Origin of the sequence: Aridibaculum aurantiacum (assembly GCF_017355875.1) — a bacterium.
GTDB classification, from domain to species: Bacteria; Bacteroidota; Bacteroidia; order Chitinophagales; family Chitinophagaceae; genus Segetibacter; species Segetibacter aurantiacus.
Genome location: NZ_JAFEWC010000001.1, coordinates 1,984,169 through 2,009,779 on the forward strand (window position 1 = coordinate 1,984,169; position 25,611 = coordinate 2,009,779).

At 42.1% G+C, this 25,611-nt stretch carries 26 protein-coding genes; 20 read left to right on the forward strand and 6 right to left on the reverse strand.

Translation table 11 applies throughout. The features are described from left to right. Window position 1: 1 nt before the first annotated feature. Window positions 2-2,776 carry a T9SS type B sorting domain-containing protein gene (locus tag J4N22_RS08230; RefSeq protein WP_207493447.1) on the forward strand — a complete coding sequence of 925 codons (2,775 nt, stop codon included), beginning with the start codon at window positions 2-4 and terminating at the stop codon, window positions 2,774-2,776. Between the two features lie 143 nt (window positions 2,777-2,919). Continuing rightward, the gene (locus J4N22_RS08235) at window positions 2,920-3,138 is read left to right on the forward strand and encodes a hypothetical protein (RefSeq protein WP_207493448.1); all 219 of its coding nucleotides are present in this window, start codon (window positions 2,920-2,922) and stop codon (window positions 3,136-3,138) included. 84 nt (window positions 3,139-3,222) lie between these two features. Here the strand turns inward: J4N22_RS08235 and J4N22_RS08240 are convergent, their stop codons facing one another. After that, window positions 3,223-4,251, reverse strand: coding sequence for a metal-dependent hydrolase (locus tag J4N22_RS08240; protein ID WP_342450931.1), 1,029 nt, complete (start codon window positions 4,249-4,251; stop codon window positions 3,223-3,225). Between the two features lie 237 nt (window positions 4,252-4,488). Between J4N22_RS08240 and pruA the strand changes: the two genes are divergently transcribed. Both pruA and J4N22_RS08250 read left to right on the forward strand, forming a co-directional pair. After that, complete coding sequence (gene pruA, locus J4N22_RS08245; RefSeq protein WP_207493450.1) at window positions 4,489-6,120, forward strand: L-glutamate gamma-semialdehyde dehydrogenase; 1,632 nt, start codon at window positions 4,489-4,491, stop codon at window positions 6,118-6,120. 108 nt (window positions 6,121-6,228) lie between these two features. Then, a complete protein-coding gene (locus J4N22_RS08250) occupies window positions 6,229-7,404 on the forward strand; it encodes an MFS transporter (protein ID WP_207493451.1) in 1,176 nt (391 codons plus the stop codon). Window positions 7,405-7,439: 35 nt separating this feature from the next. On the opposite strand, the gene J4N22_RS08255 is transcribed toward J4N22_RS08250, so the two are convergent. Continuing rightward, on the reverse strand, window positions 7,440-7,937 hold the full coding sequence (locus J4N22_RS08255; protein WP_207493452.1) for a ferritin: 498 nt from the start codon (window positions 7,935-7,937) through the stop codon (window positions 7,440-7,442). A gap of 772 nt (window positions 7,938-8,709) precedes the next feature. Here J4N22_RS08255 and pyrR point away from each other — a divergent pair. The 8 genes from pyrR to J4N22_RS08295 all read left to right on the forward strand — a co-directional run bounded on the left by pyrR (window position 8,710) and on the right by J4N22_RS08295 (window position 14,351). After that, on the forward strand, window positions 8,710-9,234 hold the full coding sequence (gene pyrR / locus J4N22_RS08260) for a bifunctional pyr operon transcriptional regulator/uracil phosphoribosyltransferase PyrR (protein WP_207493453.1): 525 nt from the start codon (window positions 8,710-8,712) through the stop codon (window positions 9,232-9,234). Window positions 9,235-9,311: 77 nt separating this feature from the next. Next, a complete protein-coding gene (locus J4N22_RS08265) occupies window positions 9,312-10,238 on the forward strand; it encodes an aspartate carbamoyltransferase catalytic subunit (RefSeq protein WP_207493454.1) in 927 nt (308 codons plus the stop codon). A 115-nt stretch (window positions 10,239-10,353) separates the two neighbouring features. Then, the gene (gene coaD, locus J4N22_RS08270; protein ID WP_242692096.1) at window positions 10,354-10,827 is read left to right on the forward strand and encodes a pantetheine-phosphate adenylyltransferase; all 474 of its coding nucleotides are present in this window, start codon (window positions 10,354-10,356) and stop codon (window positions 10,825-10,827) included. Between the two features lie 54 nt (window positions 10,828-10,881). Further along, window positions 10,882-11,316 (forward strand): hotdog fold thioesterase, encoded by a 435-nt coding sequence (locus J4N22_RS08275; RefSeq protein ID WP_207493455.1) that lies wholly within the window; start codon window positions 10,882-10,884, stop codon window positions 11,314-11,316. Window positions 11,317-11,525: 209 nt separating this feature from the next. After that, window positions 11,526-11,723, forward strand: a complete 198-nt coding sequence (gene rpmI, locus J4N22_RS08280; RefSeq protein ID WP_207493456.1) for a 50S ribosomal protein L35 — start codon at window positions 11,526-11,528, stop codon at window positions 11,721-11,723. Window positions 11,724-11,811: 88 nt separating this feature from the next. Next, window positions 11,812-12,156: a 50S ribosomal protein L20 gene (gene rplT, locus J4N22_RS08285; protein WP_207493457.1), complete on the forward strand. Its 345-nt coding sequence runs from the start codon at window positions 11,812-11,814 to the stop codon at window positions 12,154-12,156. Between the two features lie 119 nt (window positions 12,157-12,275). Then, complete coding sequence (locus J4N22_RS08290) at window positions 12,276-13,673, forward strand: type III PLP-dependent enzyme domain-containing protein (RefSeq protein ID WP_207493458.1); 1,398 nt, start codon at window positions 12,276-12,278, stop codon at window positions 13,671-13,673. Window positions 13,674-13,898: 225 nt separating this feature from the next. After that, window positions 13,899-14,351: a nuclear transport factor 2 family protein gene (locus tag J4N22_RS08295; protein ID WP_207493459.1), complete on the forward strand. Its 453-nt coding sequence runs from the start codon at window positions 13,899-13,901 to the stop codon at window positions 14,349-14,351. Here the strand turns inward: J4N22_RS08295 and J4N22_RS08300 are convergent. Next, a complete protein-coding gene (locus J4N22_RS08300) occupies window positions 14,348-15,214 on the reverse strand; it encodes a TraB/GumN family protein (protein WP_207493460.1) in 867 nt (288 codons plus the stop codon). The genes J4N22_RS08295 and J4N22_RS08300 overlap by 4 nt on opposite strands. A 169-nt stretch (window positions 15,215-15,383) precedes the next feature. After that, a complete protein-coding gene (locus tag J4N22_RS08305) occupies window positions 15,384-15,806 on the reverse strand; it encodes an Hsp20/alpha crystallin family protein (RefSeq protein ID WP_207493461.1) in 423 nt (140 codons plus the stop codon). Window positions 15,807-16,016: 210 nt separating this feature from the next. Between J4N22_RS08305 and J4N22_RS08310 the strand changes: the two genes are divergently transcribed. The 4 genes from J4N22_RS08310 to J4N22_RS08325 all read left to right on the forward strand — a co-directional run bounded on the left by J4N22_RS08310 (window position 16,017) and on the right by J4N22_RS08325 (window position 20,144). Next, window positions 16,017-16,430 (forward strand): BrxA/BrxB family bacilliredoxin, encoded by a 414-nt coding sequence (locus J4N22_RS08310; RefSeq protein WP_207493462.1) that lies wholly within the window; start codon window positions 16,017-16,019, stop codon window positions 16,428-16,430. 353 nt (window positions 16,431-16,783) lie between these two features. Further along, window positions 16,784-17,947: a prolipoprotein diacylglyceryl transferase gene (locus tag J4N22_RS08315; RefSeq protein ID WP_207493463.1), complete on the forward strand. Its 1,164-nt coding sequence runs from the start codon at window positions 16,784-16,786 to the stop codon at window positions 17,945-17,947. Window positions 17,948-17,988: 41 nt separating this feature from the next. Beyond that, window positions 17,989-19,071 (forward strand): acyloxyacyl hydrolase, encoded by a 1,083-nt coding sequence (locus J4N22_RS08320; protein WP_207493464.1) that lies wholly within the window; start codon window positions 17,989-17,991, stop codon window positions 19,069-19,071. A gap of 137 nt (window positions 19,072-19,208) precedes the next feature. Then, window positions 19,209-20,144, forward strand: a complete 936-nt coding sequence (locus J4N22_RS08325) for a DUF2167 domain-containing protein (RefSeq protein WP_207493465.1) — start codon at window positions 19,209-19,211, stop codon at window positions 20,142-20,144. An 87-nt stretch (window positions 20,145-20,231) separates the two neighbouring features. Here the strand turns inward: J4N22_RS08325 and J4N22_RS08330 are convergent, their stop codons facing one another. Further along, window positions 20,232-20,405, reverse strand: a complete 174-nt coding sequence (locus tag J4N22_RS08330; RefSeq protein WP_207493466.1) for a DUF3606 domain-containing protein — start codon at window positions 20,403-20,405, stop codon at window positions 20,232-20,234. Between the two features lie 110 nt (window positions 20,406-20,515). Beyond that, the gene (locus J4N22_RS08335) at window positions 20,516-21,547 is read right to left on the reverse strand and encodes an AI-2E family transporter (RefSeq protein WP_207493467.1); all 1,032 of its coding nucleotides are present in this window, start codon (window positions 21,545-21,547) and stop codon (window positions 20,516-20,518) included. A 226-nt stretch (window positions 21,548-21,773) separates the two neighbouring features. Between J4N22_RS08335 and J4N22_RS08340 the strand changes: the two genes are divergently transcribed. The 4 genes from J4N22_RS08340 to J4N22_RS08355 all read left to right on the forward strand — a co-directional run bounded on the left by J4N22_RS08340 (window position 21,774) and on the right by J4N22_RS08355 (window position 25,518). Next, window positions 21,774-22,208 carry a hypothetical protein gene (locus tag J4N22_RS08340; RefSeq protein WP_207493468.1) on the forward strand — a complete coding sequence of 145 codons (435 nt, stop codon included), beginning with the start codon at window positions 21,774-21,776 and terminating at the stop codon, window positions 22,206-22,208. 25 nt (window positions 22,209-22,233) lie between these two features. After that, window positions 22,234-23,010 (forward strand): ion transporter, encoded by a 777-nt coding sequence (locus J4N22_RS08345; RefSeq protein ID WP_207493469.1) that lies wholly within the window; start codon window positions 22,234-22,236, stop codon window positions 23,008-23,010. A gap of 127 nt (window positions 23,011-23,137) precedes the next feature. Next, a complete protein-coding gene (locus J4N22_RS08350) occupies window positions 23,138-23,674 on the forward strand; it encodes a YciE/YciF ferroxidase family protein (protein WP_207493470.1) in 537 nt (178 codons plus the stop codon). 218 nt (window positions 23,675-23,892) lie between these two features. Continuing rightward, the gene (locus J4N22_RS08355; protein ID WP_207493471.1) at window positions 23,893-25,518 is read left to right on the forward strand and encodes a L,D-transpeptidase family protein; all 1,626 of its coding nucleotides are present in this window, start codon (window positions 23,893-23,895) and stop codon (window positions 25,516-25,518) included. Window positions 25,519-25,611 lie beyond the last annotated feature (93 nt).

Below are 25,611 nucleotides of genomic sequence, written 5' to 3' on the forward strand. Positions count from 1 at the left end.
CATGCGTGTTTCGTTTTTTTTGCCTTTCTTGTTATTCATAAGTTTTACAAGTTGGAGCCAATGCACTAATCCAATCAATACCTTTCCTCATTTCACCAATTTTGAAGCAAACAATGGCAACTGGACAACAGGAGGTATAGCTTCTGATTGGACTTATGGAACACCCGCCAAACAAATTATTTCACGTGCGGCCAGTGGTACACGTTGTTGGATTGCCGGTGGTTTGTCTGCCACTTCGTACAACAATGGCGAGAACTCGTGGCTCATGAGCCCGTGTTATGATTTTAGCACCCTTACGCTTCCGGTTGTCAGTTTCAGCATATTCTGGGAAACAGAAAACCGCTGGGATGGTGCCAGCCTGCAATATTCTATTGATGGTGGAAATACCTGGGTAAGGGCAGGGAGTGTAAACGATTCCAGCAAATGTGAAACTGAAAATTGGTTCAATCATCCAAACATCAATGGTGTTGGGCATGGGTGGTCGGGTAGTATCAAACCAACATCGGGCAGTTGCCTGGGTGGCGGTGGTAGTGGTGAATGGGTAAAGGCGCAAAATACTTTTCCTGCCTTGGCCGGAAGATCATCTGTCCGCTTTCGATTTACGTTTACAGCCGGTACCACCTGCAATAATTTTGATGGCTTTGCCATTGATGATTGGGAGATAAAGCAGTACCAGCCTGTAACAGCCAGCTTTACTAGTACCTGTCTTAGTGCAAATACAGTTGCTTTTGAAGGAGTAGACGGGCGCTGTGCCATCAATCATTCATGGAATTTTGGTGATCCCGCATCAGGAGCGGCCAACACTGCCACAGGCGTTAATCCCACTCACTTATATGCTGCACCGGGTACTTATACCGTTAGCTACACCACTACCATTCTACCGGGAGGACCGTCAACAGTAACCTCAATAGTTACTATTTTGCAGGCTAATACTCAGGTTGTTTCGCCCATACAATGTTTTGGTGAAAGTAACGGCGTAGCGCAAGTGAATATAACAGGAGGACGCGGTCCTTACTTTTACCAATGGAATACATCTCCGGCGCAAACAACTCCACAGGCAAGTGGACTGGCGGCCGGAACTTATGATGTGACGGTCTCTGCACAAGGTGCATGTACTGCGCAGGCTTCTGTGACACTTCAAAACCCGCAGCCTCTATCGCGTACTGTAAATGTAACAAACTCAACCTGTGGACTTGCCAATGGCGCAGCTTCAGTAACTGTATCAGGCGGAACTGCTCCTTATACTTACCATTGGTTACCAACAGGTGGAACAGGTTCTTCAGCAAATAACCTGGCGCCGGGTAATTACCAGGTACAAATAAAAGATGCAAATGGTTGTACACAAACAGCCAATATACAGGTACAAAATTCACCTGCACTTGCGGTTAATTTCTCAAATGTGAATCATGCTCAATGCAACGGTGCAAACAATGGATCAGCAACGGCAAATGTGGCGGGTGGTTCAGGAGGTTACACCTACACATGGAGTCCAACAGGAGGTAATAGTGCCAGTGCGGTTAATTTGCCCGCCGGTACTTATACTGTATCCGTAACGGATGCTGCCGGCTGTACCGGAAGCGGCCAGGTGGTAATAAACCAACCTGCAGCCATACAAACGCAAACGAGCTTTACCCATACAACCTGCGCTAATAATAATGGAACTGCAGCAGTAGCCGTTACGGGTGGTACTGCTCCTTATGATTTTGCATGGTCGCCAGGAGGAGCAACTACCAGTGCTATTAATGGATTGGCTGCAGGTAAATATGTTGTTACTGTTACAGATGAACAGGGTTGCATAGCAAAAGATAGCGTGGTGATTAATCCTTCCACAAAACCAACCATAACAGGTGTAGCAGTAACAGATATCAACTGCTATGGTCAAACTACCGGAGCCGCATCTGCTTCTGTATCTGGTGGTGTCACTCCGTATACTTATGTGTGGAAGAGTGGAACACAATCTTCAAATGCAGCTAGTTTACAAAATGCTGCTGCAGGAGATTATCAACTTTTGATCACTGATGCTGCGGGTTGTAAAGACTCAAGCAGTTTCAACATAGCAGCACCTCCTGCAATGATTATTGATTTCACAGCCAGCAATACGACCTGCGGGTTTCACAATGGAAGTGCTGCTGCTACAGTTAACGGCGGTGTAGCCCCCTATAGCTACCAATGGAATACCGGCTCAACTGCCACTGCTATAACCGGCTTGCGGGCCGGTACTTATACCTTTTCTGTTATTGATGCTAATGGATGCACTTTCAGTAAAAGCCAGGAGATTGCTTCGTCTGTTCCACTACAGGTTTCGTTGGGTGGTGATACTACTGTTTGCCCCGGCTCACCCATTGTCCTCAGGCCCGGTGCATACGCCACCTTTCTATGGAGTGATGGCAGCACCAATGCTACTTTAGAAATATCGACTGCAGGCACCTATGGTGTTACGGTTACCAGTGCAGAAGGTTGTGTAGCAAGCGACAGTATAGTAGCGAAAGGTGAATGTAGAGAGATAGTTTTTCCTACTGCCTTTACACCCAATGGTGATGGCAAAAATGATTTCTTCCGGCCGCTGGGTACGCTATCAGCTTTGTCTGGTTATAAACTCATAGTGTACAACCGGTGGGGACAGGTGGTTTTTCAAACCAATGATCCAAACAAGGGGTGGAATGGTAGGTTCAACAGCATGGAACCACCAACAGGTGTATATGTTTGGGTGGCAGAATATTCATTTAGTGGCCAGCCAAAGAAAGTACTGAAGGGCACCATACTGCTTATGAAGTAGTATATGCAATAACAAGTTGTTGTGCTGAAATACTTTTTCCTTAAAAATATCCAGTTCTTCAAGTTGCAGCGCCTGCAAGGTCACTGCTGCTGCCGCTGATAATGGCATGAATATTTTGGGCTAATACTCCAAAATAGAGAACTATGGGACAAGATCATGTAGGCCAGCCAAGCGGCACAAATAAATCGGGAGAGCAAAGTACAGGTATACCTTCTGACCTGGAAAAGATGGAAAAGGACCAGGAACTTACAGATATGTATACCAAAGATGACCAGGATATTGCGGATCATATACGAACCAACAATCCTAATCGTAATGTAGACAAAGAAGATGCTACCAATGCAGGTGGATATAAAAACTAGCTTCTGGTTTTAGTAAAATTGAATATCAAAACAATGCAGGGTGTTGTGGTGTAGCCATGGCATCCTGCTTTTTCTTTTGGTCAATTATTTACCAGCCATCCGCTGTAAGAAGCTGGCTAATGTTTCCCTATTCCATCGTTGAAATCTGCCACGCTGCACAACAAGGTCATTATCGTTTGGATAATTGATGTAGTAATGCAGCATAAACTTCTCATGCGGATCGTGCCAGCCTACTATTTGGCCAAACCTAAGCACGTTGAATAGCATTGTGTCGTTCCTGTTTTCTACAGTATAAAAATCACTGGCAAACTTTTGAAGGTATTGTATATCCTCCCGTTTCTCATATTCCTTCAGCAGCGCTTTATCTTGTTTGAAATAAGTGAATGGAGTAGGCCTGGTGTCAAATACGCTGCGGTAACCAACGTGGTAGCCGCTTGTGTCTTTAGCCACCGAAAACCACAAGAGCGTATTGAAAGGGGAAGGTGTGGTAAAATAATCCTGGTAATCCAGTTGCTGCGACTGCAGGCTTTCTTTTACACCTTTTGCCGCTATCCATTTACTTGTAAGTGCAAAACCGAGGTATACTACTGAGGCAATAAAACCATTGCGTATCCAGCGCCTACGGTTTGGGTTGTTGTTTTTATAAAAAAGCAGCAACAAAAAAGCAATGAGCGGACCGATGGAGAAAAGTGGATCTGCAACAAACAACGTGTTGAAAGTTATTCTTTTGCTGCTGAAAGGCTCAAACCAGGCGGTGCCATAAGCATTGAAGGTGTCGATGAAGATGTGAATGAAAATATTGATGCCCCACAACGCAATCCACCTGCCAAAGTCCATTTTATTTTTCCATACTTTTTGCGACAATAGCGCCAGTACAATGGTAGAAAGAACAACAAAGAACAATGAATGGGTGATTCCTCGATGCTCGTACAGCTCTTTGGCTGTAGGCATCCACAAGCCGTTGATGATATCTATATCAGGAAGACTATTGGCAATGGCACCAATGACCATTGCTTTTTTGCCCAATTGTTTGCCTGCAATGGCATCACCCATGCAAGCGCCGAATACAATATGTGTAAGTGAGTCGATAGCTGGTTGTTTACTGCAAATTATTCCATTTACGTGAAGTAGCTGCTAATGCGCATGCACACTTGTATAGGCAAGTTGATATTGGCTGCTCGTTGATATGCTGTACAAGTGTGCGATCCCGCAATACTGGCGGGACAGGCAGCAACGCTGTTGCTATGAAAATATCAGCCGGGTTCATCCTCATCTTCTGCGTTACTCAGAAGTTAGAAGAACCACGTGCTATAAATGATTATTTTGCGGCCCATTTTAAACCATAGCAATATGAACAATGGATATTTCAGCTACCCAATGCCGGCCAATGAGCCTGTACTTCAATATGCACCGGGAAGCCCCGAACGTGCAGCATTGAAAAAAGCGCTGGCGGAGCTGAAGAAAAAACAGATAGATGTACCGATGTATATTGGCAGCAAGCTGGTGAAAACAGGGAACAAGCTCCCGATGAACCCGCCTCACGAAATCAATCATACACTTGGATATTTTCATGTGGGAGAAGAAAAGCATGTGCGCCTGGCAATAGATGCGGCTCTTCGCGCTAAAGAAGCCTGGAGCAATATGAGCTGGGAAAGCAGGGCACACATCTTCTTAAAAGCTGCTGACTTGTTGGCGACAAAATATCGTCCATATATAAATGCGTGCACCATGCTTGGGCAAAGCAAGAATGCTTACCAGGCAGAGATAGACAGTGCATGCGAGCTGATCGATTTTCTTCGTTTCAATGTTTACTTCCTTACTGAGATATACAAGCAGCAGCCAATCTCCAGCCCAGGTATGCACAACCGTACTGAATGGCGTTCATTGGAAGGATTTGTGCTGGCAGTGACTCCTTTCAACTTCACGGCTATTGCAGGTAATCTTCCATCAAGTGCTGCTATGTGCGGTAATGTGGTGGTTTGGAAACCAGCTAATAGCCAGGTATACTCTGCACAAATGATCATGCGCGTTTTCCGCGAAGCTGGTCTGCCTGATGGTGTTATTAATCTTATTTATGTTGATGGACCTTCAGTAGGAAATGTATGTTTTAGTCATCCTGATTTTGCGGGTGTACATTTCACTGGTTCTACTGGTGTATTCAATCATATGTGGAAGACGATCGGTGAAAACATTCCGCGTTACAAAGGCTATCCGCGTATAGTAGGAGAGACAGGCGGAAAAGACTTTGTGCTGGCGCATAAAAGTGCTGATGTAGATGCACTGGTTACGGCACTTTCTCGTGGTGCTTTTGAATACCAGGGGCAGAAGTGTAGTGCTGCATCGCGTGCATATATACCTAGCAACATAGCTGAAGAAGTAAAAGAGAAGCTGATCGCGCAGATCAAGACAATGAAGATGGGCTCGGTAGAAGATTTTAGCAATTTTGTGAACGCGGTAATTGATGAGAAGAGCTTTGATAAGATCAAAGGCTATATAGACAACTTGAAAGGCGACAGGAAAGCTAAGATATTGGTTGGCGGACGTTGTGATAAAACGGAAGGTTATTTCATTGAACCTACTGTTATTGAAGCTAAAGATCCGCGCTACATCACCATGTGCGAGGAGATCTTTGGGCCGGTGCTGACGCTACACGTATACGATGCTGATCGCTACGAAGAGATACTGGAAGTGATTGACTCTACCTCGCCTTATGCATTGACAGGTGCGGTGCTTTCGCAAGACAGGGCAGCAATAGAACTGGCTTCAAATAAGCTGCGTCATTCTGCTGGTAACTTCTACATCAACGATAAACCTACTGGTGCAGTAGTAGGACAACAACCTTTTGGTGGTGGCCGTGCAAGTGGTACTAATGATAAGGCTGGTAGTATGATTAACCTGTATCGTTGGTTGAGTGCAAGAACAGTGAAAGAAACTTTCAATCCTCCAACAGATTACAAGTATCCTTTCCTGCAGGAGGCATAGTAGTAAAGAAAACAGAGAAACTTTACAACAAGTTTCTTCCTGGTAAATGATAAGCTAACCCTCTACGGAGGGTTTAGTTTTTTTAGAAAGAGATGAACGACCGGAACAATGAGTGAAGCGACAGCAACAAATAATTTACAGAAGACGCGGAGCAAACTTCGGTGGACGACCACTGTTTTCTTTTTTATATCGGGAGTAGTTACTGCTACATGGGCATCACGCATACCCGAGATGCAGCAAAAGTTCAGGCTAAATGATGCAGAATGGGGGATGGTGCTGTTTGCTATGTCAATTGGGTTGGCAGCAGGCTTGTCAGTAGCCAGTTGGCTGGTAGAAAAATTCAGTTCACCGCGTATGATGACAATTAGTGGTATCATATACCTGATACTGCTTTGCCTCTTAGCTGTATCGCCAACTGTGCTTACACTGGCGATCACCTTGTTCTTGTTTGGTGTGTCGCGAAACATTACTAACCTGGCCAACAATACCAATTCGGTAGAAGTACAGCGACTGTACAAAAAGCCGGTGCTGGCAAGGTTTCATGGCATCTGGAGTTTGGCATGCCTGGCTGCGGCTGCGCTGGGCACCTTGTTCATCAACCTGAATATTGAACCATTTTATCATTTTCTAATATTGGCCGTTGCTTCTGTTTTGCTCATCCTTTTGTTTAAAAGGCGGACAAAAAGACTTCAGGCAGTTGCACCTGGAAGAAAGCCTTTCTTTATAAAGCCGGATAGGTACCTGTTCCTGCTGGGCCTTATAGCGCTGTGCGGTATGATGTGCGAAGGCGTAATGTTTGACTGGAGCGTGAATTATTATGTAAAGGTGGTAAACCCTGATAAAGCTTATGTGACGGCGGGTTATACTGCTTTCATCATCACCATGTCTGCCGGAAGATTTGTGGGAGATAAATTGATTGAAAAGCTCGGGCCGGTAAGACTGTTGATGATCAACGGCATCATGATCACAAGTGGTTTTTACGTGGTTGTAATGTTTCCGCAGGTAGTAGCTGCTACACTTGGCTTCCTGCTGATAGGTGCTGGAATTTCAATAGTTGTTCCTTTGTTGTTTATCCTTGCTGGCCGAACAGATAAAATGCCGGCTAATTATGCCATTGCTTCTGTAACACTTATTGGTTATATAGGTTTCTTGTCAGGACCATTAGTAGTAGGAAGTATAACCGAAGCGTATGGTATGCAGGTGGCTTTTGCAGTTATAGGATTAGTGGCTGCTGGTATTTCCATTATAGCCTGGTATATGAAGAAAAATGCGCTGGTGGTTTAATCGTTCCACCAGCGCTTTAAATAAATACAGAAGTATTAATCCTGTTCCATGGTCATAATGTCCCTGTCGAACAGGTAGAGGCCGCTTTTATCGTCGCCGATCATTTCCAGTTTATCGTTGCATTCACGCGCCAGCCGTTCTTCTTCCATTTGCTCCATTACATACCACTGCAGGAAATTATGTGTCGCATAATCCTTTTCTTTCAGCGATAGATCTACCAGCTCGTTGATGCTGTCACTAACTGCCAGTTCATGTTTTAGCAGTTCTTCAAATGCTTTCTTTAGAGAAACATATGTCAATGCCGGCTGCGCCAATGCTGGTATAATTGCATAACCACCACGTTCGTTGATGTAGTGAATTAGTTTAAGCATATGCATTCTTTCTTCATCGCTGTGCTGGAAAAAGAATTTGGTAACACCTTTAAGCCCAGGTTGTATTTCTGCCCAACTGGCCATAGCCAGGTAAGCCTGTGAACTTTGCGCCTCCATGAGAACCTGCCTGTTCAAAGCATCTTTCATAACGTTCGATAACATAGCTGTATGAGTTTTATATATTTTCAGAATTAGGTTACAAGTTACGCAGAAACTTTTTCATGATCCAGTTGTGAATCAAAGAAGTAGGTGCTGCATCTTGTTTTGTAGACCCATATTTAGAGCATGAAAAATTGATGCCGTCGTGTTAGAATTCTTTTGCAATACATAATGCCATAATAAAGGAGGTGGCTAGGTTTCTTCTTTGATAACTATGTCCTATGTGTTGAATTTTTTGGAACCCATAGGAACATAAGGACAGTAGGCAACATAGATTTCTTCCTTCGTTAACTATGTTCTATGTTTTTAAAATTCTTTTGTAGCACATAGGGACATTGGATCAGTAGGTCACATAAGATTTGATTTGCTTACTATGTTCTATGTGTTAGGTTTTTTTGTAACACATAGTGACATAGGATCAGTAGGACACATAAATAACTTAATAACTATGTTCTATGTGTTATTTTTTTATGCAACTCATAGGAACGATAGGACACATTAATAGCACAATAATTTCTTCTTTGTTAACTACTTTCTATGTGTTAGGTTTTTTTAAGCAACACATAGGGACATAGGAACAGTAGGACACATAAATAGCTCAATAAACTCTTCTTTGTTAACTATGTTCTATGTGGTAAATTTTTTATGCAATACAAAGGAACATCATGGCAGTATGGTCAGTAGGCGGCATATTGTGGAGCCGTCAATCTCTGTTGCAAAACCATCTTTTTTACCTTAATGCGAATGCACGTATTTTTATCGCAAATTCTCGTGATTGAAAACCATTCTCTCTGAACAACAAATAGCCCTAACCATACAGCGCCTGGCGCACCAGGTTTTGGAGAACCACCTAGACCTGGAGAATACGGTGATCATAGGCTTGCAGCCCCGCGGTATCTATGTTAGCGATAAAATTGTGGCTCAGCTTCAAAAGAACCTGCCTGGTAAACAGGTGCAATATGGCTTGCTTGATATCACTTTTTACCGCGATGATGTAAGAAGAAGTTTGCATGTGCCAAATGAAACCTCCATCAACTTTAGCATAGAAGATAAGAAGGTGATACTGATAGACGATGTATTATATACCGGCAGGACCATTCGAGCAGCGTTGGATGCCTTGCTTGATTTTGGACGTCCTGCAAAGGTGGAGCTTTGTGTACTCATTGACAGGCGTTTTAGTCGCCAGCTTCCTATACAACCAGATTACGTGGGTAAAGTGATTGACGCACTCATTACTGAAAAAGTAAAAGTGCTATGGAAAGAAAGAGATGAACTTACTGAAGTCATCATCACCAAGTAATTATACACCACGGGTTGATAAATTTTTAGCCCCTGTTTTTTCACCGGCTGTTTTAAACACTAACTTCGCTTCCTGAGATGAAATTATCTACGCGCCACCTACTTGGTATAAAAGATCTGCAACCTCAGGATATTCGTTTGATTCTTGACACTGCCAAACAATTCAAAGAAGTTTTACAAAGACCTATTAAAAAAGTTCCGTCGCTACGCGATGTGACCATAGTGAACCTGTTCTTTGAAAACTCTACCCGCACACGTATTTCGTTTGAGCTTGCTGAAAAGCGTTTGAGTGCAGATACGATCAATTTTACCACCAGTTCTTCTTCTGTAGCAAAAGGAGAGACCATGCTAGATACGGTGAACAATATCTTAAGTATGAAGGTAGATATGGTAGTGATGCGACACAGTGCAAGCGGAGCACCGCATTTTTTGGCCAAGCATATACCTGCTGCCATTGTAAATGCAGGTGATGGAATAAATGAACATCCCACGCAGGCACTGCTCGATGCATTAAGTATAGAAGAAGCAACAGGCGGATTAGAAGGAAAGAAGATCGCGATCATTGGCGACATCATGCATAGTCGCGTGGCATTAAGCAATATTTACCTGCTTACTAAAATGGGTGCAGAAGTAACTGTAGCTGGTCCGCCTACTTTGATACCGGTTTACCTAAAAGAGGCATTGGGCATCAATGTAACATACAATGTTCGTGAAGCGCTGCAGTGGTGCGATGTAGCCAATGTTTTGCGTATTCAGTTGGAGCGTCAAAACCAGCCACTGTTCTCGTCGCTGCGTGAGTACAACCAGGCATATGGCATTACCAGGAAAATGCTTGATAGCATTGGCAAAAAGATCACCATCATGCACCCTGGCCCAATAAACCGTGGTGTAGAATTGGATAGTGATGTAGCAGATGGCAGCGACAGCATTATACTACAGCAGGTAGAGAATGGTGTAGCAGTAAGAATGGCTGTGTTGTATTTGCTGGCAGGAAGAGAAAGCTAACCGGATTTTAGATTGGTGATTTTAGATCGTAGATTATCTGATCACCTCTACAAATGAATTATGAACTTTGATTGATTGCAGCAGATCTACAATCTGCAATCTTAAATCTGCAATAATGAGGATTTGCTTATTTCCCGGAACATTTGATCCTATAACATTAGGGCATGTGGATATCATCAATCGATCGTTGGATCTGTTTGATAAGTTATACATTGGCATTGGTCGCAATGCTAATAAAGCACCAATGTTTTCTGAAGATGAAAGATTGGATTGGATAAAGGAGATATACAAAGACGAGCCGCGGGTTGATGCACTGGTGTACGAAGGTTTAACGGCAGAATGTTGTAAGCGCATTGGTGCCAGCTATATTTTACGAGGTATCCGCTATGTTAGCGACTTTGAATATGAAAAAGCGATTGCAGATATGAACCGAAGCCTGGATCCTTCAGTAGAAACAATCTTCCTGACCTGCTTACCTCAATATACTTCTGTTGCCTCTACACTGGTAAGAGATGTGATACGCAATGGTGGAGATGTTACGCAGTTTCTTCCTGCTGAAGTTTTAAGAAGCATCCAAAATCCTGTATAGTATCATAAGTGTACTGCGAGGATTTTCCATACTTATAATCTCCAACTTCAGCACATGTCCATCTGGTTTAAAAAAGATCTTTCGCTTAATGATTTTGCGCATTGGTCCCAAAATACATTGGGTTCACATTTGGGCATCCAGTTCACAGAAATAGGAGAGGACTTTCTAAAAGGCACTATGCCGGTGGATCATCGTACACACCAGCCTTATGGATTGCTGCATGGTGGCGCTTCGGCGGCATTGGCCGAAACATTGGGCAGTGTAGCCGGCGCTCTGGTGGTGGATCGGGAGAAGTACCAGGTAGTAGGATTGGAAATCAATGCCAACCACATCAGGTCGGTGCAAAGCGGGTTGGTCACAGGTATTGCTTCACCCATTCATATTGGCAGGTCTACACAGGTTTGGGAAATACGAATAGTTGATGAAAGGGAAAAGCTGGTTTGTATCAGCCGCCTTACAGTAGCAGTCTTATCAAAAGAAGTAATTTAACCCGCTGATCCTGTGTTTTCTGCTGCCAAACCAGCATTTATGGGTTGAAATGCGTTTAAAACTTTCTTAAACACTTTGTAGAGCAGGTGCATTCCCTTACCTTTGCGACCGCTTTACCAAAAATAAAGTTACATTACCCACAAGGCTCCATAAGAGTCCCGTCCGTTCGGGAACGCCAGCAGGGTGTAATCTTCACAAGATTATCAATAATGCCAAAGGTTAAAACAAACTCCAGCGCAAAAAAGAGGTTCAAAGTAACCGGAACAGGAGAGATCACTTTCCAAAAAGCTTTCAAACGTCACATCTTAACTAAGAAGAGCACAAAGCGTAAGCGCTCACTGCGTCAAGATGGTGTTGTTCATCCAGCTAACAAGCACTTTGTAATGCGCTTGCTTGGTCTTAAATAAGACCACTACCCATGTAGGGAAAGTAAAACTCAAATTTTTAAAAACTGTTCCGTAAGTACATCGTACCTCGGATTTCAAATTTCAAATTATGCCACGTTCAAAAAATGCGGTTGCATCAAGAGCCAGAAGGAAAAGGGTACTTGACCAGGCTAAAGGTTATTATGGTAAACGTAAAAACGTTTATACCGTTGCCAAAAATATTGTAGAAAAAGGTATGACTTACTCTTATGTAGGTCGTAAGCTGAAGAAGCGTGAATACCGTACTTTATGGATTGCACGTATCAACGCTGCAGTTCGCGAAGAGGGTATCACTTATAGCGAATTCATCAATGCACTTTCTGTAAAAGGTTTAGATCTTAACCGTAAGGTTTTGGCTGATCTCGCTATGAATGAGCCAGCTTCATTCAAAGCTTTGGTTGCTTCTGTTAAGTAATCATTCAGCTTAGTTAAAATATAGACCGGTAGCTTTGTGCTGCCGGTTTTTTTATGTCCGTATATGTGTCAAACAACTATTTTTGCTGATTATTTTTTTAAAAGCACTGACCTACATCAATGAATAATACTTACACCGACCTGGTGAAGCAAACCTTCCACTTTCCACAGGAAGGATTTCATTTACAAAATGATTACCTGCAGTACAACAATCTTGACATCAAAGCATTGATAGATAAGTACGGTACGCCTATGAAGCTTACCTACCTGCCTAAGATTGGGATGCAGATAAACAGGGCGAAACAGATGTTTGCCAATGCTTTTAAAAAGCATAAGTACGAAGGCACTTACAATTACTGTTATTGTACCAAGAGTTCTCACTTTTCATTTGTAGTTGAAGAAGCTTTAAAGCATGATATTCATCTTGAAGCTTCGTACGCTTATGATATCGAGATATTCAAGAAGCTGTACGAAAAGAAAAAGATAAGTAAGGATACTTATCTTATCTGCAATGGGTTTAAGCAAAAGAACTACACACGCCGCATAGCCAACCTCTTGAATACTGGGTTTAAAAATGTTATCCCTATCCTGGATAATATTGACGAGATAAATGACTATCGCAAGTCGGTAAAAGTTCCGTTCAAGCTGGGTATACGTGTAGCTGCAGAAGAGGAGCCTTCATTTCCGTTCTATACATCACGCCTTGGTATGCGTTCTAAAGATATTCTTGAATTCTACGTAGATCATATAGAAGGTTTTGAAAACAAGTTCCAGCTAAAGATGTTGCACATCTTTTTGAACAAGGGCATCAAAGATGATATCTATTACTGGAGTGAATTGAACAAGGTGATCAACCTGTATTGCCAGTTGAAGAAGATCTGCCCTGAGCTTGACAGCATCAACATTGGCGGCGGTTTCCCTATCAAGCACTCGCTAGGTTTCGATTACGATTACCAGTTCATGATCAACGAGATCGTTGGTAACATTAAGAAGGCTTGTAAGAACGCCAAGGTGCCAATGCCAAACATCTTCACCGAGTTTGGAAGCTTTACAGTAGGAGAGAGCATGGCGCACATCTACAGCGTGATTGGCCAGAAAACACAGAACGACCGTGAGAACTGGTACATGATCGATTCTTCTTTCATCACTACGCTGCCTGATACATGGGGTATAGGAGAAAAGTTCCTGATGCTGCCCATCAATAAGTGGAATGTAGAATATCAACGCGTGGTATTGGGAGGTATCACTTGTGATAGCCACGACTATTATGATAGTGAAGAACACATCAATGAAGTGTTCTTGCCAAAGCTGCAGGGCGATGAACCATTATACGTTGGCTTTTTCCATACCGGCGCCTACCAAGACCAGATAAGCGGCTACGGTGGTATCAAGCACTGCCTTATCCCAAGTCCTAAACACATCATTGTTGGTCACGATAAAAATGGTAAGCTGGTTGATTGGGTATATGCTAAAGAACAAACAGCACAGAGTATGCTGAAGATCTTAGGATACATGTAAGAATAAATACGAAGTACGAAGTAGGAAGTACGAGGTATGAAGTGCGAAGTAGCAAAGCGTGCTAGTTTAGAAGTGGCAGGTGTGACAGTTGAATAGGTATCAATACGTTACTTTATATAATAAAAGCTCATGGTTTTTGCCATGAGCTTTTTCTTTGTACAAAATTTTTTATGAATGGCAATTGTATCTAACTGAAAAGGTTCATTTTGCAGGAAATGTAACCACATGAAAATTTCACTTTCACTTCTTTTTGTTGCTTTTTCTTTTTCGGCTTATAGCCAGTCAGCAGAGGATTCGGTGAAGCAGGTAGTAAAAAATTTATTTGCTGCCATGAAAGAAAGTGATAGTGAAAAGATGCTATCAACTTTTGCTGACAGCGCCATTCTTCAAACCATAGCGGTGCAGCAAGGAAAAGTAGTAGTTAAGACAGATGCTGTTTCTGCTTTTGCATCTTCTTTACAAAGACTACCTAAAGGCGCAGCGGATGAAAGGATCACCTTTAAGTCTATCAACATCGATGGAGACCTTGCATCTGTTTGGACGCCTTACCAGTTTTATTACAACGGCAAGTTTAGCCATTGCGGCGTAAATTCTTTCCAGCTTGTACGCATCAGCGGCCAGTGGAAAATCCAGTATATCATCGACACTCGCAGGAAAACCAATTGTAAAGAGGATTAATCTTTATACATCACAGGTTTTACGGTAAAACCATTTTTGCGCAGCAGGCTTATCACACCTTCTTCTCCGCCTAAGTGCCCTGCACCAAATGCAAAGAATGTCGGCATTTTCTTAGCCTGTTCACCAATGATCGGGATCCAACTCTGGTTACGGTTGTTTAGTAAGCTGTTTTCATATTTGCCAAAGTCGGGATCGCTAGTAGATAGATCGTGCATCTTTTTTATGTCCTTCTGTTTGTATACCTGCAGTATCTCATTGAAAGCTGTCTTGGCACTATCCATATTGAACAGCGTACGCTTTAGCATAGACGCCTGTACATCGTAAGGTATTTTCTCAAAAACTTTTACCTGGTCAGCAACGAACTCCAGTCCATGAACTTCCATCGAGCTGTCTTTGGCTAGTTTCATAAACTCACCCTCCAGGCTTACCGGCTGGCATTCCAGTAGCGAAGGATAGATCATTGATACAAGCATGAAAGGCTTGGCGCTATTTAGCATGTTTAAAGGCAGGCCGGTTTTTTTAGTAAATACACTATTGACGCTGTCAAAGTCATCCTTCAGTAATCCTTGTAAGGTGGATCCATCGTGCATCTGCATACCCTGCATGAATTCTGTCATCATGTTTGGATCATCCATGTCTACTTCCAGGTATAGTTGCTTCGTGGTTCTAAAACGCTGCACTACTTCTTTAGACATATTAAGATCTGAAGGGCATATCAGGTGAAGCGTTCCAAACAAGTAAGAAGGCTTTTGTAATCCATTCCCAGACACTTCCCACAACAGTGTTTTCTCGGTTGGAACTTGTGCTGTTGCAATGTTGATAGCGGCGAGGAAAAAGATGATGGAAAAGATGAAGAATCGCATTAGTGACAATTTTGGTGAATATAGATGTTTACTATGCAAAATGCGGGGCACAAAAAAGCCCATTGTGAAAACAACGGGCCTTAATAAACCAAAACCAACTGCTATGGAAACATTCTTAAATCTTTTTCTTGCCTATTAAACATCGTTTTGCCTTACAGGTTTAAAGGACTTAGCTAATGGTTATCTGCTTTGGCGAGTTTTTAACTTCTTCACGCTTTGGCAAATACACCTTCAGTATTCCATCCTCGTATTTAGCTTCTATGCCATCAGCATTTATAGTTTCATCAAGAGTGAAAGAACGCTTGAAGCTCTTAGAAGAAAACTCTCTGCGGATAGTTTTATAAGCTGTTTGTTCTTCCTGTATTACTTCGCTGCTAATGGTCAATATCTTTTCATCCAGCTTTATCTCAAATGCATCTTTTGATCTGCCGGGTGCTTGCAGTTCCAGGTGATAACCTTTTTCATCTTCATGAATGTTTACCGGTACCGCTGCAGGCCATGCCTTTTGTGGAGTAGCAGGAAAAGCATTGAAAAGTTCATCGAACACAGTAGAGAGTGTTTTGCCTGGAGTGTAGTTTCTAGTTGTATACATAGTGTTTATTTTTTTCTCCAGTAGTACAAACTGTATTCCTTTGGCAAAAAGAGCTGCTTTGGCTGCTATTATGGCTTAATTAGTCGTTTCATAATGACATAATGGCTGCTGCACATGAAATTTTCTGCAACTTTTACTATTTCTGAAACTTATCATTTCAGCAACAGCTCAATTGATTATTTTTGTATCTCTAAAAAACCAAATAGAACAATGTATCCTGAAGAGATAGTATTACCAATGAAAGCTGAGCTGACTGATAACGGCTTTGAAGATCTTAGCACACCTGAACTGGTAGAAGAATATGTAACAAAAGAGGGGACAACCCTTGTTATGATCAATAGCGTTTGCGGATGTAGCGCAGGTTCTGCACGTCCGGGTGTTTTAATGGCTGTTGCTAATGCAAGCAAAAAACCTGATAACTTAACAACAAGCTTTGCAGGCTTCGATACAGATGCGATAAGAAAGGTGCGTGAGCATTTGCTTCCTTATCCTCCATCTTCACCTGCTATTGCTTTATTTAAAAACGGTCAGCTGGTTCATTTTATAGAGAGGCACCAAATTGAAGGTCGCCCTGCACAAATGATCGCTGGTAATCTTATTGCTGCTTTCGAAGAACATTGCTAAGCAGCTAAACTTCTATCCGGCAGTTTTTAGTTTTTGCCACGGATGGGTTAGTAAATATTCCTCCTCCTTTTCCAGGGAGGAGGTTTTTTTTGTACAAGCTTTTGGACATGCTTCAGCTTTTGTTGCGTCGCACACTTGTACATTGTTACTTAGGGCAACTTGAGCTTCAAATTTCAATCGCTGTACTCTGCGTAGCCGGAACATTATGCATGGCTTTTAATTCATTAACTACTTTATGAGATTGTGCATATAACTTTTACTACTTAAAGCCTAACGTGTACAGCATGAGTATAATCCCTCTGATACTCGTATTTTCTATTTAACATTGCAGCTTTACCAACTGTTGTTAATCAATGTATCCTAACCTATATTTTGCCTTTAAAGATCTTTTTGGTGTAGAGTGGACCGGGCTGAAGCTTGTGAATTCGTTTGGTTTTTTTGTAGCTATTGCCTTCCTGGTTGCTGCATGGGTGTTAACCTTGGAACTGCGCCGCAAGAGCACCGAAGGCTTACTTACTTATAAAGAAGAGAAACTCACTGTAGGCAAGCCAGCATCCATAGCAGATCTGCTACTCAACTTCTTTGTGGGCTTCATCTTTGGCTTCAAACTGATCGGTGCATTCCTTCAGCGCGATGCATTGGTTGATACGCAGTCTTACATCATGTCTTCTGAAGGCAGTTGGCCTGCAGGTATACTCGTAGGTATTCTTTTCGCTGGTCTAAAGTTTTGGGAAAAGAACAAGCAGAAACTTGCCAAGCCAGAAGAAAGAATGATACGCATCTGGCCTGCAGACAGGGTAGGAGATATGGTTATTTATGCTGCAGTCTTCGGTTTCCTTGGTGCTAAAATATTTCACAACCTCGAGAACCTTGACGAACTGCGCCGCGATCCAATAGTTTCTTTGCTTTCTTTTAGTGGTCTTACATTCTATGGTGGATTGATCTGTGCCGGTGTTGCTATCTGGATCTATTGCCAGCGCAACAATATGAAACCCATTCATGTGGCTGATGCTATAGCGCCTGCAATGATACTGGCTTATGGTATTGGTCGTATTGGTTGCCAGGTAGCTGGCGATGGTGATTGGGGTATTGTGAATACTAGCCAGAAGCCATACAGCTGGATACCTGATTGGGCTTGGAGTTATACCTATCCTAATAATGTTTTGGGTGAAGGTGTTCCTATTCCGGGTTGTGTAGGGCAGTACTGTGCTCAACTTCCGCAACCGGTTTATCCAACTCCGCTGTACGAGATCATTATGGCGCTCATCATCTTCTTCTTTTTATGGAGTATTCGTAAACGAATAAAGTATGCTGGTGTTATGAGTGCACTCTATTTAATATTAAATGGCATTGAACGTTTCCTTATAGAAAAAATCAGGGTAAATACCGAGTACCAATTGTTTGGTTTTACACCTACGCAGGCAGAGCTTATTTCTGGCGCTATGGTATTAGCTGGTACAATAATGTTGGTGGTTATCTATTCACAAAAAAAGAAGACGGCTTCACCAACTACATAAATTGACGCAGCCGTTATTCATTTTATAAATGAATGGGGTTGATGAGATGGCTTTCAATAATACTTTGCCTGAATGTTTTGCCGGTCCTGTCGCAAACGGATACGCTGCGTGCTTACAAAGGACTGCAGGCGCGGCTACATTATGGATTTATTTTTGCCCACAGTGAGCATGTTCAGAATACCGCAGGTGCGCATCCACGAGGCATAGAGATAGAATATGTAAAGCAAAAGGTTGATACTACTACATGGGATAACTGCCGCTGTTATCCAACCACAGGCCTCAGTCTTTCTTATTTTAATTATAATACGCCTATACTCGGTCATTCTGTTACCGTCTCATATTTTCTCGAGCCTGCTTATCGTATAGGGCGAAAAGGTCAGTTTAGGTTTAGAGGCGGCATCGGGCTGAGTTATCTAACTGATCCTTACGATGCGCATTTTAACCCAACCAATATGAGCTATAGCACCAAGCTTGGTGGCTATTTGCAATTAGGAGTTGGAGCAGGTCTACAGGTTGCTCCACAATGGTTGTTGCAGGCGGCAGTTAATTACCAGCATATATCAAATGGTGGAGTAAAAGAACCCAATAAAGGCATCAACTGGCCTACTGCCTCAGTTGGAGCTACCTGGCAAAGACAGCCTTATCAATTGCCGTTCTATCGCCGCCGCAATCTAAATCAACTCATCAACAACCAGCCTTATGTAGAGGCTACGGTTTGGCTCTCTGCAAAGCAGGGAAGGCAGCAGGGTGGCGGTACAGCCCGTACAGCTTTAGGTGGAGTAAACTTACAGGTTTCGAAACAGGTAGGCAGAACAAGCGCGCTCAATTCTGCCATTGAATTAAGTTTTGATAATGCGCTTTATCAAAGGCTCGTACATGACTCCGTTGCTGGCTCGGCTGTACGGGCTGGCGTTTTGTTCGGTCATGAATTTCTTTTAGGAAGATTCTTCCTTAGCCAGCAATTAGGCGTGTACGCATTTAGCAGATCTCCTTATTACAACCGGCTGTGTCACCGGTGGGCGCTGCGTTACAGGGTAAATGAACACTGGCTTCTTGGCTTTGGTTTGAAGGCTCACAGGCAGGTAGCAGATTTTATTGACCTGCGGCTTAGTTACCGATTTTAGTTCCTAAACTTCATCTTCGTTTTACATAGAGGAGCACGCTGTCAGGGAAGTATACCTTTAATTAAATAAAATATTTTCCCTGGCATACCAACCATAAGTATTTAGCGTCATATTTGACATCAACCTAAACCTAACTAATGAGATTTCTAACTCCACTCTTGTTGGCTGCATTACTATTTTCTACAGCCACATTCGCTAAAGACAAAATTGACTCTTCAGCCGCCGAACTTTCCAGGATGATAAAGTTTGTTGACTCTGTGAACGGTGCTATGAAGTATGAGACCGGAACAGTAAGACTAAGCAATGGTATTGCAACACTCAATATTCCTGCAGGTTTCAAATTCTTGAACGCAGAGCAGTCGCAGTATGTTATTACTGAGATTTGGGGTAACCCGCAGCGGCCAGATGTGCTGGGAATGTTGTTTCCTCAGCACGGTGCTCCTTTTGCTGATAGCAGCTATGCCTTCATTATAAGCTATGATGCTATAGGGCATGTAAAAGATGATGATGCAGATGAGATAGACTACGATGCCATGCTTAAAGAAATGCAGGACTCAGAAGCTGAAGTAAATAAGGAACGCACTCAACAAGGCTTCGGAACACTACATTTTGTAGGTTGGGCGCAAAAGCCTTTTTACGATAAGAATAAGAAGGTACTCCATTGGGCTAAAGAAATCCATTTTGGTGACGAGGAAGGAGAGAACACACTAAACTACGACATCCGCCTGTTGGGAAGAAAAGGTGTGCTTTCATTTAATGCTGTTGCAGGAATGAGTGGACTTGAACTGGTGAAGCAAGACATAGATAAAGTGCTCGCCATGCCCGATTTCACTGAAGGAAATAAATATTCAGATTTCAATCCTGATGTGGACCAGGTGGCTGCATATACTGTGGGTGGCCTGGTAGCAGGAAAGGTATTGGCAAAAGCAGGATTGTTTGCATTGCTGCTTAAGTTCTGGAAGTTGATCGTTGGCGGAATTGTAGCAGTAGGCTATGGTATTCGCAAGTTCTTTGGCAGAAAGAAGGAAGAGACGTACCAGGAACCAGAACAGGAAGAAGAAACTACAGTATAATCTATACAACAACAGGAGGCTTTTACCTCCTGTTGCTTTCAATTAAGTTTTATGGGTGAGTTGTTTGAAGCACTCATCCTTTTTCATTTACAGGTTGTTTATATACCTGCGTACAGCTTCTGCTGATTCGCCTACATCACTAATAGCTGCTAAAATCTTTTCAGGACTTGTACCTAAAGCACAGGCCCACCACAACAGTTCACCTATTTCGTTTGCGTTTATTTTTTGTAAGTCTTGCGGCTTCTTAATTGAGTAGTCCAACTTTGATTTTGATTTTGCTTGTTAACTTTCTTTACATCCGGTAATGGCTATGGCTTCCTATTTTCCGAATGTCGTGGTAGAAGAACAAAGGTGGATGAATTCAATCAACTTCAGGATTTATTTGTTTTTCCAGTAGCATCTTTCTTCTCGATATAAAGTTGCTTTACCAATGTCATTATGATGAGTATGATAGGTGTAGCCAAAATTAACCCCCAAACACCTGTAAGCGGAGCCACCAATAATTGCGCGATGATGATGAGCGCTGGCGGCATCTCTACCAGTTTCTTTTGAATAGAAGGCGTGATGACACTGCTTTCCACCGTTTGAATAAGTATATACAAACCAACAACAATAGCAGCCACTACAGGCCCTTCTAATAATGCTACAAGAGCAGCTGGTATAATGGCTAGCAAGGGTCCAAAGTTCGGGATGAAGTTGAGCAACCCTGCTATCAATGCCAATACAAGCCATAACGGTACACCAATGATTGCCAAGCCAATTGCTGTAAGTACGAACACAACAAACATGGCGAAGATTTTTCCTTTCAGCCATTTCTTTAGATTGTCACCTAAAGTCGCCACTACTTCTTCCGCTCTTTTTCTACCTGCTGGCGGAACGAGCAGGATCATTCCTTTTGTATAACTGGAAGGAGCTACAGTAAAGAATATTCCAAGTAATAAAACGATGTAGACATCGCCTAGTAAGCCAAAAGAAGAATTGAAAAAACTGGCTGCCAGCTTTTTTGCTTTGCCTGCAGATTCGGGTGATGAGACTTCTGTTATCAGCTTTTGTCCAAGTGGGTGTTGACTCAGTTGTTGCCTGGCGTTGTCGATGATCTTTGGAAATTCTTCGGTTAATTGCTGAGCCTGGGCAGCTACTTTAGCCCCGATAAGCCAGAACAAACCTGCCAGCAATAGAAACGTACCGATGATGGAGATAGTAAGGCAAAGCCCACTCTTCCAATTTGTTTTTCTGCAGATCATGTTTGCTAATCCTCTGAAGAAAATAGCTATAAGAACTCCTGCCAGTACCAATAATAAAACACTGAATGTAGCTTTCAGCAACAATAGGACAACTGTGAAAAGTGCCGTAATGGCTACAGCAATCCACACTCTTTTAGTAAACTCTTTTGTGTCCAGCATCTTACTTGATTTTATGGTTCTTAATTGAGGCAGTTAATGATAAAGTCAATAAAAGCTATACCATCGAAATGTTCAACATTATTCCACTGGAGATTAGAAAGCAATTAGAAAACGGAGTATAACGACACTATCAGCCTTGAACCTTTCAGATGGCACGGTTGTTTAAAAATTATCTGTAAAATCATGAATAATTATATTCAATCATCTCCAATCTAAATGCAGGTCCATGAACTCTTTTTCTTTTTTAAAAACAACAACCCTTTCTTGTTTACTTATTGCCTTATTAGTTTCATTTTCATCATGTAGTCGAAAAATTGCTTTTGCTACTTCAACGGTGGTTCCGGCTGCGGAGGGTAGAGTAACAGTAAAACGAGATGCGAATAAGAACCACACAATAGAAGTAAATGTGACTAATCTTGCACCTCCCAATAAGCTCACACCATCAAGAAATGTTTATGTGGTCTGGCTGCAGAATGCACAAAATCAAACGCTGAATATTGGTCAACTAAAAAGTAGCAGTGGTTTATTCTCCAGTACTTTAAAAGGTTCATTAAGAACAGTGAGTGTTTCTAAACCTACCCGCGTTTATATAACTGCAGAAGACAATGCTGATGTGCAGGTGCCCGGGCCGCAGGTGGTATTGAATACACCTAGCTTCTAGATGTGGTCCTGTAATTTTCTTACAAATGCCAGATCAATTAGAAAAAGAACGGAATAGACTTTTAAAACGGATAGAAGATCTGCTGGAAGCACCAATGATCTTCCTCGGCTTTGCATGGTTTGTTTTATTGATCATAGAATTTATCAATGGTCTTCCTAAAGTTTGGGAATATGTAAGCACTACCATCTGGATCATTTTTATTTTTGACTTCTTACTCAAATTTTTTCTTGCCCCTGCCAAGCTTGTTTATTTACGGCAAAATGTTCTTACTGCCTTATCATTGATCATTCCTGCTATTCGCATTTTTAGAGTTGTCAGGGTAATTAAGTTGCTAAGGGGACTACGTGGTATACAGGTAATCCGTGTTGTTTCTTCGCTCAACAGGAGCATGCGAAGCCTGAGCAAAACCATGAGCCGAAGAGGCTTTTTATATGTAGTGATACTAACGCTGGTAGTGATCTTCGGCGGAGCCGCTGGCATGTTGGCTATAGAACGTGGCAACGCAGGATTCACATCTTATGGTTTATCCCTTTGGTGGACAGCGATGCGTGTGATAACTGCAGGTAGCGAGTATAATCCTATAACGCCAGAAGGACGATTTCTTGCTTTCATCATTGCTATATATGGCTATGCTGTGTTTGGTTATGTCACCGCTACCATCGCCAGCTTTTTCATTGGGCAGGATGCAGAGGAGGCGGATGCTCCTGTGGCTGGTGCAAAAGAAGTTGCCGCCTTACAAGCACAAGTAAACGAACTTACTGAACTGGTAAAAGAAATGAATGCAAAGCTTCCAGCTCGCTAAATATTCTTTGCATTTTAATTGGCTCATCATCATTTACTCACTGCAGTATTAAATGATTGTAATGTGTGGCAACAGCTGTTTTTACGGCATGATTGTTTGTCTGGTATACATCTAAAAAATCAATGTTATGGAACAAATGAATGATCTGCGAGAGCTGTTAAGACACGATGTGCAGTCGCTATATTCTGCGGAACAACAAATAGTTGAAGCCATGCCTGCTATGATAGCCAAAGCTACCAACCCGGCACTTAAACAGGTACTGGAGCAACATCTTTCAGTAACCAGGGGCCAGGTAGAAAGATTGGATAGGGTGCGTGAAATGATTGGTGCAACTGAAGACTCTGTTACTGATCATACAGGCCTGTTATCACGGCTTATGGGTGGTGGTGCTAAATGTAAAGCCATGGAAGGTATAATTGATGAAGGGCAAAAGATAATGGCGGAGAGTATGAGCGATGAAGTTATGGATGCAGCCATCATTGGTGGTAATCAAAAGATAGAACATTTTGAAATTGCCTGCTATGGCACTGCCCGTACCTATGCACAGCAACTAGGATTAACTGATGTAGCCGCTTTGCTTCAGCAAACGCTTGATGAGGAGTACAAAGCTGATGAGCTGTTGACACAGCTTGCTGTAAGTAATATTAATGTTCAGGCGCAATAAGTAATCCAAATAAATTATTGTAAAACAGGCTGAACGTTTTCAGCCTGTTTTTTTATTTATGAAACCAGCGAAGAATTATAATCAAAATCTAATGCTGAGAATGATTAAATGGTAGGCTTTTTTCTTTATTAAAAAATAGAGTTTGTATACCTCTACTTTATTATACAAGTTACTTCATTGACCTTTGCACCGTATGATGAAGTTTTAAATTTTATCCTATGAAAAAGAAATATTTACCATCAATTATAAAAATCTTTTTACCGATTTTCCTATCTATTATTTTCAGTCATTGTGGTAATTCGGAAGTTGGTAAAACAAATACTGAAATAAAGCGAGACACATCCATTACGGAAGAAAATGCATTTTCAGAATTGGACCTGGATAGTGCAAAGCTGGAAAGTTATATTGCAGAGCATAATGTAGATGAAGCTGCTGCCAGGCAGATGCGCGATTTTTATAATAGCAGAAATTATCATTTTGCCTGGTTTACAGCTGATGGTCTATCGGAGCAGGCAAGAGGTTTTTGGAATTTGCACAACAGCTATGTACAATCAACAAAGGATAGTGCAAGCTATGACAAAGAGCTGCATGAAATAATGCAGCAACTAATAAATGATGCAGAGGCTATTCAACTTTCACCTGCAGAACTAACGTTAACTGAACTTCATCTAACACAACACTTCTTTGATTTTTCAAAGTATGCATATGAAGGAAAGGTTGATCCTGCTGAACTGCAATGGCATATTCCGCGGAAGAAAATCAATCCTGTAGCACTGCTTGATTCCTTAGTGAAAACACAACCAGGTAAACTTGAAAAATGGGAGCCTGTAAACGAGGAATATCGGTTACTAAAAGAGCAGCTGGTACGATATAATGAGATAGATAAAAAAGGAGGATGGCCGATAATTGAGATGCAAGAAAAAGTGCTGAAGCCCGGAGACTCATCTGCATCGGTTGTTCAATTGAAACAAAGGCTAATGGCAGAAGGCGAACTTGCTTCTGCAGATCTTTCACACGTTTATACACCTGGTGTAGAAGCTGCTGTTAAGCAAGCGCAACGCAGGTTAGGCTTAGCTGATGATGGGGTAGTGGGCCCTGCTACTGTTAGAGAATTGAACGTGCCTGTAAAAGAGCGTATCAAGCAAATGTTGGTGAACCTGGAAAGGATGAAATGGATGCCGCCAAAAGAAGAAGGGACAAGGCTGGTGGCAAATATCCCTGATTTTAAACTGCATGTTTATGAAGGCGACCGGGAAGCATTTACTATGAGAATAGTAGTAGGTACGGCAGGTAATAGTTCGGTGATATTTTCTGATAAGTTGGAGTATGTTGTCTTTAGTCCGTATTGGAACGTGCCTGCAAGTATTGTACGTAACGAAATATTGCCAGCAATGCAGCGTAACCCTAATTACCTTGCAAATGCAAACATGGAACAAACAGGTACACGCAACGGGTTGCCAGTAATTCGACAGAAGCCGGGCGGCAGTAATTCTTTAGGTAGGGTGAAATTCATATTCCCTAATAACTACAATATCTATTTTCATGATACGCCTGCAAAGCATTTGTTCGATAGAAACGACCGAGCCTTTAGCCACGGCTGTATAAGACTTGAACAACCGCAACGACTGGCAGAATATCTTTTACAAGATGAAACAGAATGGACTACTAGCGCAATTACTGATGCAATGTATGCAGGCACTGAGAAATGGATAAAGCTGGATGAAAAGGTGCCGGTACTAATCACCTACTTTACTAGTTGGGTAGAAGATGGTGTGGTTCATTTTAGAAATGATATTTATGGTCATGATAAGAAAATGATGGCGAGGCTTTTTGAGAATGATTAAGAAGAATATTGACTTTAATTCTTGAATTGTCGCAATAGCATCAACACATTTCCCTAATAGTGTCTAATGATTTGAATGCATAGTTATTGCATA